At 70.0% G+C, this 9063-nt stretch carries 9 protein-coding genes; 1 reads left to right on the forward strand and 8 read right to left on the reverse strand.

What is annotated here, in order from left to right; all coding sequences use genetic code 11:
• Nucleotides 1-19: 19 nt before the first annotated feature.
• The 5 genes from HNV26_RS29295 to HNV26_RS29315 all read right to left on the reverse strand — a co-directional run bounded on the left by HNV26_RS29295 (nucleotide 20) and on the right by HNV26_RS29315 (nucleotide 5537).
• Nucleotides 20-1378, reverse strand: coding sequence for a DUF1615 family protein (locus HNV26_RS29295; protein WP_171442181.1), 1359 nt, complete (start codon nucleotides 1376-1378; stop codon nucleotides 20-22).
• Between the two features lie 170 nt (nucleotides 1379-1548).
• The gene (locus HNV26_RS29300) at nucleotides 1549-2331 is read right to left on the reverse strand and encodes a hypothetical protein (RefSeq protein WP_216612827.1); all 783 of its coding nucleotides are present in this window, start codon (nucleotides 2329-2331) and stop codon (nucleotides 1549-1551) included.
• A gap of 143 nt (nucleotides 2332-2474) precedes the next feature.
• The gene (locus HNV26_RS29305; protein WP_171442179.1) at nucleotides 2475-3284 is read right to left on the reverse strand and encodes a hypothetical protein; all 810 of its coding nucleotides are present in this window, start codon (nucleotides 3282-3284) and stop codon (nucleotides 2475-2477) included.
• Nucleotides 3285-3341: 57 nt separating this feature from the next.
• Nucleotides 3342-5150, reverse strand: coding sequence for an acyl-CoA dehydrogenase (locus tag HNV26_RS29310; protein ID WP_171442178.1), 1809 nt, complete (start codon nucleotides 5148-5150; stop codon nucleotides 3342-3344).
• Between the two features lie 21 nt (nucleotides 5151-5171).
• A complete protein-coding gene (locus tag HNV26_RS29315) occupies nucleotides 5172-5537 on the reverse strand; it encodes a hypothetical protein (protein ID WP_253817177.1) in 366 nt (121 codons plus the stop codon).
• A 617-nt stretch (nucleotides 5538-6154) separates the two neighbouring features.
• Between HNV26_RS29315 and HNV26_RS29320 the strand changes: the two genes are divergently transcribed.
• Complete coding sequence (locus tag HNV26_RS29320) at nucleotides 6155-6361, forward strand: hypothetical protein (RefSeq protein ID WP_171442177.1); 207 nt, start codon at nucleotides 6155-6157, stop codon at nucleotides 6359-6361.
• A 29-nt stretch (nucleotides 6362-6390) separates the two neighbouring features.
• Here the strand turns inward: HNV26_RS29320 and HNV26_RS29325 are convergent, their stop codons facing one another.
• The 3 genes from HNV26_RS29325 to HNV26_RS38680 form a co-directional block, all read right to left on the reverse strand.
• Nucleotides 6391-7251: a DUF4202 domain-containing protein gene (locus HNV26_RS29325; protein ID WP_171442176.1), complete on the reverse strand. Its 861-nt coding sequence runs from the start codon at nucleotides 7249-7251 to the stop codon at nucleotides 6391-6393.
• 190 nt (nucleotides 7252-7441) lie between these two features.
• Nucleotides 7442-7678, reverse strand: a complete 237-nt coding sequence (locus HNV26_RS29330) for a hypothetical protein (protein WP_140787474.1) — start codon at nucleotides 7676-7678, stop codon at nucleotides 7442-7444.
• A gap of 244 nt (nucleotides 7679-7922) precedes the next feature.
• Nucleotides 7923-8735 carry a hypothetical protein gene (locus tag HNV26_RS38680; RefSeq protein WP_366817053.1) on the reverse strand — a complete coding sequence of 271 codons (813 nt, stop codon included), beginning with the start codon at nucleotides 8733-8735 and terminating at the stop codon, nucleotides 7923-7925.
• Between the last annotated feature and the right edge of the window lie 328 nt (nucleotides 8736-9063).

The raw sequence follows: 9063 nt of genomic DNA on the forward strand, positions 1-9063 counted from the left end.
TCGCTGAACCCGGGGCCCGCTACTTCGCCGTCAGCGCGCGGTAGCGGGTCATGCACTTCTGGAAGCGCTGGTCCACCGAGCGCGCGAACCACGCGGTGGTCAGCTCCCGCTTCAGCTTCGGGCTCTGGAGCGTCACCCGGGGGAGCTGGGCGTAGGACGGCGATTCGCCCGTTTCCCGCTGGTAGACACGTTTCACCGCGCGGAACGTGTCGGTGGATTCGAAGTCCGGCTCCTTCTCCTCGCGCACGTCGCGGCGCACCTGACGCTCGCTGAGCTCCTCGGGGGCGAAGCGCTGACGGAAGGCGAGCAGCGCCAGCAGTGACTTGCTGTCCTCGCTGCGCGGCTGCCCCTGCTTGTCGTAGAGCTGGAGGTCTCCGTCGGGCGTAAGGGGGTGGCCGGTGAGGCGGCTCACCTGCGACTGGAGCGCGGCGTTGCGTGAGGCATAGACGCCCGCGTTGTAGTCCGCGAAGCGGAAGAGGGGCTCGGGGTATGCGGCCTCGTAACCCAGCAGCCGCGCGGTGCCGTAGCGCACGCCGCCCGCGCGGGTGTACATCGACTCGCGCACCTCGGCCGGGTCCGCGTCCTCGCCCGCCTTCTGCATCGCGTAGCGCACGCTCACCTGCATGGAACCGGCGGTGGTGACGGGGTTGAACTCGTGCAGGTTCCCCGAAGCGAAGACGCCGCTGGCGAAGTCCACGACCTTGAAGGTGCTCGGGAATTCGTTCTCGTAGTACGCGAGCATGTCGCGGAAGAGCCGGTCCAGGTCGCGCTCGGTGCGCAGCGCGCGCAGCCGTTCGTCGAACGTCTTCTTGCTGCCCTTCGCCCGGCCTTCCAGCATCGACGCCAGGACCTTGCGGCCCAGGGGGCCCAGCTTGTTCGCGTGCTCCTCCAGGCGCGCGCGGACCATCTTCGGAAGCCCCGCGACAGCCGGGTCGACCTTGTAGCCGGACTCCTGTTCGATGACGGCCAGCACCGAGCACACCGCCGGCGGTGACGGGGCAAGCTCCTCCACCTCCAGCGCGGCCAGCACGTCGCGCGCCCAACCCTCGCGGTCCTGGAGCTGCGGCGGCATCAGCTTCGCGACCTGTGACGCGGAGAGCCGGGGCGGTGGTGGAATGGACGGCTGGGCGGAGCCCGCTCCGCGCGGCGCGCATGCGGTCATCGAGCCCAGTGCCACCAGCATGCCCAGCCAGGCGCGGCCACGGTGTGGAGCCCCCGCCGGAGGTGGTCGCACATCGGTTGACTCGTGGGCGCCGGGGCCCGAGTCGCGGCGGGGCGCCTGCGTCCAGGTGGGTTTCGCAGTGAGTGTCACCCACAGGCGGCGCCACGCACGGCGCCAGCCGGACGTGTGGGACCGCGGTGGAATGGGCTCCTGCATGCGCTCGCCTCCGAGGCTTGGGCCCCGATATCCCAGGAGGCGCGCGGCGCTGGCGAAAGCCAGGGGCCCTTGCGCTTGCCCGGTGTGCGGACGAGCGAGCGGGCTTCAGGCGGTGATGACGCCGGGCAGGGCCTCCCTGTTGGCAGGCCCTACCACGGCGCGGGCTTGTCTCAGCGGTGGATCTGCACGTCGCGCGCGACGGTGCGGCCACCCATGAGGACGAACTGCGCACGCACCGGCGTGCCTTCCCGCAGTTGACGCAGCGGCACCTTCCGCCCCTGCCGCAGGCCACGGCTGCGCTGGTCCAGCTCCAGCTCGTAGACGCCGCCCTCCCGGTCCTTCACGGTGAGGGTGTTCTGCTTCACCCGCGTGACGCGCCCGTTCACGGAGCTGGAGGCGATGATGACGTCCTCCAGGGGCGCATTGCCCGAGCCGCCCTGGCCCGGCTCCACCGTCGCGTCCTGCGCCGCGCGCGCCGCGCCCAGATACCAGTCCTCATCCTCCCGGGCCTGGACCGCCTCGGAGCCAATCATCACCCGGCTCGCGGTCGCCTGCTGCTGTGCTTCCAGGGCGGAGGACTCCGCATCCTCCCAGGCATGGACCGCCTCGGAGCCAATCATCACCCGCCTCAAGGTCGCCCGCTGTTGCGTTTGCGGGGTGGAGGACTCCGCCACCGGGGCCGGGGCGCGCACGGGGGCGCCCTCCAGCGGAGCCACGGACGTGTCGCTCAGGGCCGTGGGTGCTCGCGCCGGGGTGTTCATCCGGGGCGCCCGTTCCTGCATCGCCATGGCGGGCTGGGGTGCCGCGGGCGCTGTCGAGCCGTTCACCACCATCGCGGGCTCGCGTTCAATGGCCCTGGTCGTCATGTCCGCTTTCACGCCGCTGGGCGTGACCACCACCGCCCGAGGCTCCCGCTCGCGGCAACCCGTCGTCAACGCGAAGAGTCCCAGCATTCCCACCCACGCCCATCCTCTTCCCATCCTGTGCCCCTCGAGTTCCCACGCGTTCCGTTTCGCGGCTTCCAATGCAAACTGTGTGCGCCGGCCCCTCGGCGGGAGCCGTGCGTTGGAAATCCGCGATGACGGTTGGACACTCGTCACGCCGCCAGCGCGCGGGCCACGGCCTTCACGTGTGAGCGCACCAGTTCGCGCGCGCCCATCAGCTCCGTGGCGTCCTTCGGCGCATAGCCCAGGCACAGCACCACGTCGTCTTCCGGCGACGCGCGCACGCCCAGCTTCACGTAGTCCACGGTGCGCGGCACGGGCTCGCCATCGGCGTCCCGGTTGAAGCGGCCGAACACCGTGGCGTTCGTGCCCCGTCGCGGCGCCGTCTCCTTCAGGGCGAACATCCGCCGTACCGCGGCGAGCGCTTCCGGCTGCTCCATGAGCACTTCCGGCCGCGCGGGCCCGGCCAGCTCCCACTCCAGCAGGCGCAGGCAGCCGCGGACGAACTCCACGTCGGTGATGACCAGCCCGTAGAGGTACCAATCCGCGCAGGCCACCTGCACCAGCCTCGCCTGGGCGTCCGTCAGCCAACCGAAGGAGGGACAGGTGAACGTCTCACAGACGGACGAGCGGTACACGCCGCAGTCCCGCAGGTCCGTGCCGCCCGTCACCAGTGGGTGGGCCAGGCAGCCCACCTGTTTGCGCTCGTTGTCCACGAAGCCCAGCAGCGGACACACCCGCACGGCGGAGAACATGGGCTCGGCGCGCCGGGCCGCCAGCAACTCACGGGCGGCTTCGTGCCACGCCGAGGCTTCCCAGGGCACGCGGCGCAGCCGTTCCGTCTGCATGGAGAGCTGCTCCGCCACGGCCAGGCGGGAATGGTCCCGGAAGTTGTAGAGGCCGCAGCAGGCACCGCACGACGCGCCTCCACCGGGCTGGCACAGGTGGAAAGAAACAGTCACGCTTTACATCTTACGAGCTCCAACGATTCATGCAGGAGAATCGTCGGGGGCGTCGTCTCAGAACCACTCCGGGCGCATGCGCGCGTAGGAATCCTCTCCTGTCCGGCAGAGCCGGGCGAGCAGCGGCACTCGGGGCAGCTCCACCGCGAACCAGTACTGCGCCGCGGCGAGCTTGCCCTCGTAGAAGCCGGCGTCCGGGGCTCCGCGCCCCAGCGCCTCCTTCGCCGCCGCGGCCTGGGCCAGCCAGCGCCAGGCCACCGCGAGCACGCTGAACAGCTCCAGGAAGTCCGCGCTGTGTCGCAGCATCAACTCCACCTCGCCGGACATGCCTCGCGCGCCCAGCTCCGTCACCACGGTGGTGGTCTCCGCGAGGGCCTGTTCGAGCGCTTCGCCCCACTCCGGCGTCACGCCCGCCGCGCGTGCTCTCGCCACCGTGGTGCCCACCTCCTCCGCGAAGGACTGGAGCGCCGCGCCGCCTCCGGCCACCACCTTGCGCCCCAGCAAATCCAGGCCCTGGATGCCGGTGGTGCCCTCGTGGATGCTGTTGAGCTTCTGGTCTCTCAACCAGGCCTCGGGCAGGTACTCGCTGGAGTAGCCATAGCCCCCATGCACCTGTACCGCGAGCGCATTGGCCTCGAAGCCGCGCTCGGCGGGGAACGACTTCGCCACGGGCGTCAGCAGGTCCACCAGCAGGCCCGCGCGCTGGCGCGTGGCTTCGTCCTGGCCATGCCCCGCGAGGTCCGCCTGGTACGACGCGGCGAGCAGTAACGACAACCCCCCTTCGACGATGGCCTTCTGCCGCAGCAACATCCGCCGCACATCCGCGTGTTCGATGATGGGCGTCTGCGGCCGAGTGGCGTCGCGTACGCCCGTGGGCCGTCCCTGGGGGCGCTCACGCGCGTAGGCCACGGCCTCGTGGTACGCCACCGTCGCGGTGGCCACCCCGTTCATGCCCACCATGATGCGCGCCTCGTTCATCATCTGGAACATGCACGCCAGGCCCCGGCCGGGAGGTCCCACCAGCCAGCCGTGGCAGCCGCCCGACTCGCCATAGTTGAGGGCCAGGCTGGGGATGCCCTTCCAGCCAATCTTGTGGATGACGCCCGCCACGCGAACGTCGTTGTCCACCAGCGCGCCGCCCTCCGGCCGCCGCGAGGGCACCGCGAAGAGGGAGATGCCCCGCGTGCCGCCCTCCGCGCCTTCGATGCGCGCCAGCGTCAGGTGCACCACGTTCTCGCTGAAGTCCTGGTCCGCGCCGCTGATGAAGATTTTCGAACCCTGGATGCGCCAGGTGCCGTCCGGCGCGGGCGTCGCGCGGGTCCGCACGTCCGCGAGGCTGCTGCCCGCCTGCGGCTCGGTGAGGGCCATGGTGCCCGTCCATTCGCCCCGGTACATCGGCTCCATGAAGGTCGCCTTCACCTCCGGCGTGCCGAACACCTCCAGCAGGTGCGCCGCGCCCAGCGTCAGGCCCAGCCAGGCGTAGACGCTCAGGTTGGCCGCCATGAGATACGCGGTGGACACCGCGTGCACGGTGAGCGGCAGTTGCTGGCCGCCGACGTCGGGCGGGCGCGTGGCGGTGAGCAGGCCCAGCTCCACCAGACGCGGGTACAGCTCGCGCATCAGCGGGTGGACGTGGACGCGCCCGTCGCGGAAGGACGGGGGCTGGGCGTCCATGTCGCGGTAGGTGGGGTAGAGCACCTCGCGCGCGAAGCGACGCGTGCTGTCCAGCAGCAGGGTGAAGGTGTCGCGGGAGTGCTCCGCGAACGCGGGCAGGGCACACAGCGACGCGGCATCCAGCACCTCGTAGAGCTGGAAGTCCACGTCGCGGTCCGACAGCAGCGGATTGGAGCGGAGCGCGGTCGTCATGCCCCGGTGTTAACAGGCGCGCTAGTAGGACGCGAAGGCAGACTCGAAGTCGAGGTCGTCGTCCGGAGCCTCGTCCCGGATGTCGCGCACCGGGCTGGGGGGCGCGGCCCACTCCTCCGGTGGACTGTCGTCACCCACCAGCGGCAGGACGGACACGCTGAGCAGCGCCATGGTCAGGGCCGTCTCCATGGACTCCATCAGCGGCTCCTGGGAGCGGTGCCACCAGCGATGGTGCCCCCGCTTCCGCCGACGCAGCCGCTCCAGACAGGAAGGGCCCAGCACCTGGATGCCGGCGCCGCCCAACGTGGTGAGTGACAGTCCACAGGCCATGGAGGACACGCCATGCGGCCGTCCCCGATAGGGGCGCAGCGGTGCGTGTGGGTCCATGGGACGGGACGTCGTCAGCGGGGCCGCCAGGGGACGCGCGGATGCGCGCGTCCCCCCCCGCACGCGCCACGGCGCGGGACGGACTCGACGGGGAGATGGGCTCCACATGGGGGTGTCACGCTCCTCACGCGGCCTATCCCTCTCAGGCGATATCCGCTTGCGGAAGGTGGTGTCCCTCCCCCGAACCCGCCATGTGGGAGTTGCTCGTTCCCTGGCCGGAGGGTGGCAGTGCGGTAGAGGCGAAGAGGGCCCGCCTGCCCGCCTGTCCATTCCCAGCCGCTCCGCGTACAGTGGGCAGGCGCCGATACCACCTTCCTCCGTCGCCTCTCATTGTATCGCGGTGGCAGGCTTTGTCGGCTGCGTGCCAAGGCTTCCGCGTTTGATGTCTTCAACTGTCGGCTGTTGAAAGCCGTCCTCCCGCCAGAAGGGGGGTGGCCCGTGGATGCCAGACGTGCTCTCGCGTTGGCCACCTGCGTGTGGGGCGGGCGGGCGTCCCTGCCAGGGACGGCCGGGGAAGCAGCGCCGTGAAGGGCGGGACGACACACCTTTCCAGGGTGGAGACAACGTGGCCGTGCTTGCCTCCGTGGCGCGCGGCCCCAGCAAGCGAGGGTCAGCTCATGGAAATCCTTGGCGCCACCATCCTGGGAGTCGTCATCTTCTCCGTCCTCATCATGGCCGTGATTCTGGGCGGAGCCATGGGGCACAAGCAGGAGCGCCACCTGCGCGAGATTACCGAGCGGGAGCAGGCCGCTGGCCTCACGGGCGACGTCACGATGAACGACAACGCCCTGGGCTGCCCGCCGGACCGGACCGTTCACGCGTAGGGTGGGCGGCCGCGCGCGTGCCGTCCAGCTCAGGCCGTGCCGTCCACCGGGAAGTGGGCGGCCACCAGGACCTCGAGCTGTCCGCGCACGGCCGGCGCCAGGCGCATGTGCCCCAACCAGCGCAGGTGTTCGGGCCGCAGCCGCGCGAGCATCCGGGCCACCTGACGGCGGCGGTGCTCGGGCGGGGCCTCGCGGAACCAGGCGGAGGACTCCCGGCAGAAGAACGACAGCGCGTCCGCGGTGTCCAACAGGGACACGTCCCGCGCGTTGGCGATGCGCGCGTCGCGCGTCAGCAACTCCCGCACGCGCCGGCAGGTGGCGTCATCCGCGCCGGCCTCCTCCAACACCTGCACCGCGCGGTCGGCGCGAACCGGCGTCACGGGTTGCTCTCCCTCATGGAAGAAGGCCGCGGCCTGGGGCGGAAGGTCCACATCTGGCCGCAGCCGGAGCGTCCATTGCCAGGCATCCACCGCGCGGTGGAACTCCGCGCGCACCCGGGGCTGCTCCAAATCATGCAGCGAGCGGTACCGCGCCAGCAGCCGGCTGAAGAGTGGCGTGGCCGAGGCCGCGTTGCGGCGCCGCACCAGACATTGATAGCGGGTGAGGATTTCCAGCGCGGCCACGACGAGCGCCTCACAGCTCGCGCCGTCCAGATGCAAGGACAGCCATTCGGTGCTCTCCGCCGCTTCGAAGACGCGAGCGTCCCAGGCGATGGGGTCGAAGGCTGGTGCGTTCCATTCGGAAGCGTCCAGGTGGAGCACGCGGCCCCCGCGCCCGGCGGCCAGGGGCGCGAACTGCACGGTGGGAAACGTGTGCTGCACCAGCGGCCAGCCGTGTCCGGCGGCGGGGCCCTCGGAACGGAAGTCGGAGAGCAGGAGCTGGCGCAGCATGGGGGGCCTCTCCCTTCAGGCGGAGGAGTCGCCCGTGCAGGTTGCGCCCAAGCTGGCGTCAGGAGCCCCGCATGCCTACTCCCTCCAGGAGTCCCGGCTTCGCGTGGGCTGGTCAACAGAGGCTCCGGCGGTGGGGCGTTCCCTCGTCCCATGGAAGCGCGCACCGCCGGGGCCTGTCCGGGGATGTCCGCTAGGGCCGGCCCGGGTCCGCGGGCTGGTTGAAGGCGTACGCGCTGGCGCCCGGGGCTTGGTCCTCGTGGAACAGAGGGCACTTGGCGCAGGTGAAGCTATCCCAGTCCTTCTTCACCGCGACGTCGATGCAGCCGCCGTAGAAGCGGCAGTGCACGTTGCGGTGGTCGTCGATGGAGAAGGACTCGGCCCGCAGCGGAAGGCGGAACTCGGTGGGTCGTGGCTGTGGACAGGACATGGTGCCTCTCTTGCCCCCCTCATGGGACGTGTCATTCCTCTACCTGCCATTGCGCCGCGTCATTCCCGGCGCGTCCGGGGCCACCCGCGCCGTGCGGTCGCACGGACTTCATGGGTGCCAACAGGAAGGGGCTGCACTCTCTAACGAGGCGGGGCCCTGGCGCGCATCGACCTGGGCGCGTCCGAGGCGGGGTGGGGCGCGCCGCCCGGCTGGCGGGCGGGCGCTCATCCACCTGGGGGGCGGCTCACACCTGAAGCGACTTCTCGACCTCGGACAGCTTGTAGCGGGCCATCGCCAGATTGGCGCTGGCGCGGTGCAGGGCCACGTACAGGAACAGGCCCTCCTTGCCCGACAGCGGGCGGATGAGGTGGTACTGCTCGCCGAGCGTGATGAGGATGTCCTCGATGCGGTCCTTGATGCCCAGCATGCTCATGGCCTTCATCTTGGCGCGCACGACCTCGGTGTTGGCCGCCGCCGCCGTCTCGATGTTGAAGGCCGGGGTGCCGCCAACACTGCCCAGGCACATGCCGCTCTTGGAGTCCGCCAGACAGGCCGCGAAGGCCCCCTCGATCTTCAGCGTCTCTTCCAGGGACTGCTTCACGTTCGCCATGACTTCGCTTTCTACCAGCGGGTGGGTGGGTGGCTTCGCGACAGTGGAAATCAGCTCATCCAGGCCATACGTCAGTTGGCTGGAGTAGGTGCGCGGCTGCGGAACGAACATGGCCTGGGCGTCCGTCAGCGACAGCAAGGCCTCCAACTGCTCCGACATGTGGCGACGCAGCAGGTCTCGCATGGTGTCCCGGGGAACCAGGCCCCACGTCACCAGCGTCTCGCAGAAGTTGCCCCCGCTCTGCCGACACTCCGCCACCACCTGCTCGATGTCCTCGCGGCTGACCACCCGCTCCCGGATGAGCACCGAGGAGAAGTTGAGCGCCCCCGGCCCGTTGAGGACCGCCCAGGCCACCTTCCGCGCCACCACGAAGATCCGTCCGGACACGGAGGTGGACCGGACCACGACCTCCCCACCGAGTTTGCTCTCCAGGGCCTCATGAAGCACGGTCCGTACGACCTGGCGAGGCGCTGAAGTCTGGGAGCGGGCGACAGATTCCATGGGGGAGGGTCCAGAGTGCTCCGGTTGGGAATGCGGCGGGAGGGCAATGAATGAGTCAATATATACAGTGAGGACAAATCATCGCAACCTCACTGTAAATTCTGGCGCAATTTACCAGGGGTGGGGCGTTTGGGACTCATTCTGGGGTAGAGGAGCCCGCAGCGCAAGAATTCAAGGCGGTTGAAAAGCAGACATACATTGTCCCCGCAACGGAGGGTGAGGGCGCTTGGCGGGAGCGTGGGGGAGGCTGGCAATGGCAGACCTCAGGGGGAGG

Origin of the sequence: Myxococcus xanthus, from assembly GCF_013116825.1 — a bacterium.
Classification (GTDB): domain Bacteria; phylum Myxococcota; class Myxococcia; order Myxococcales; family Myxococcaceae; genus Myxococcus; species Myxococcus xanthus_B.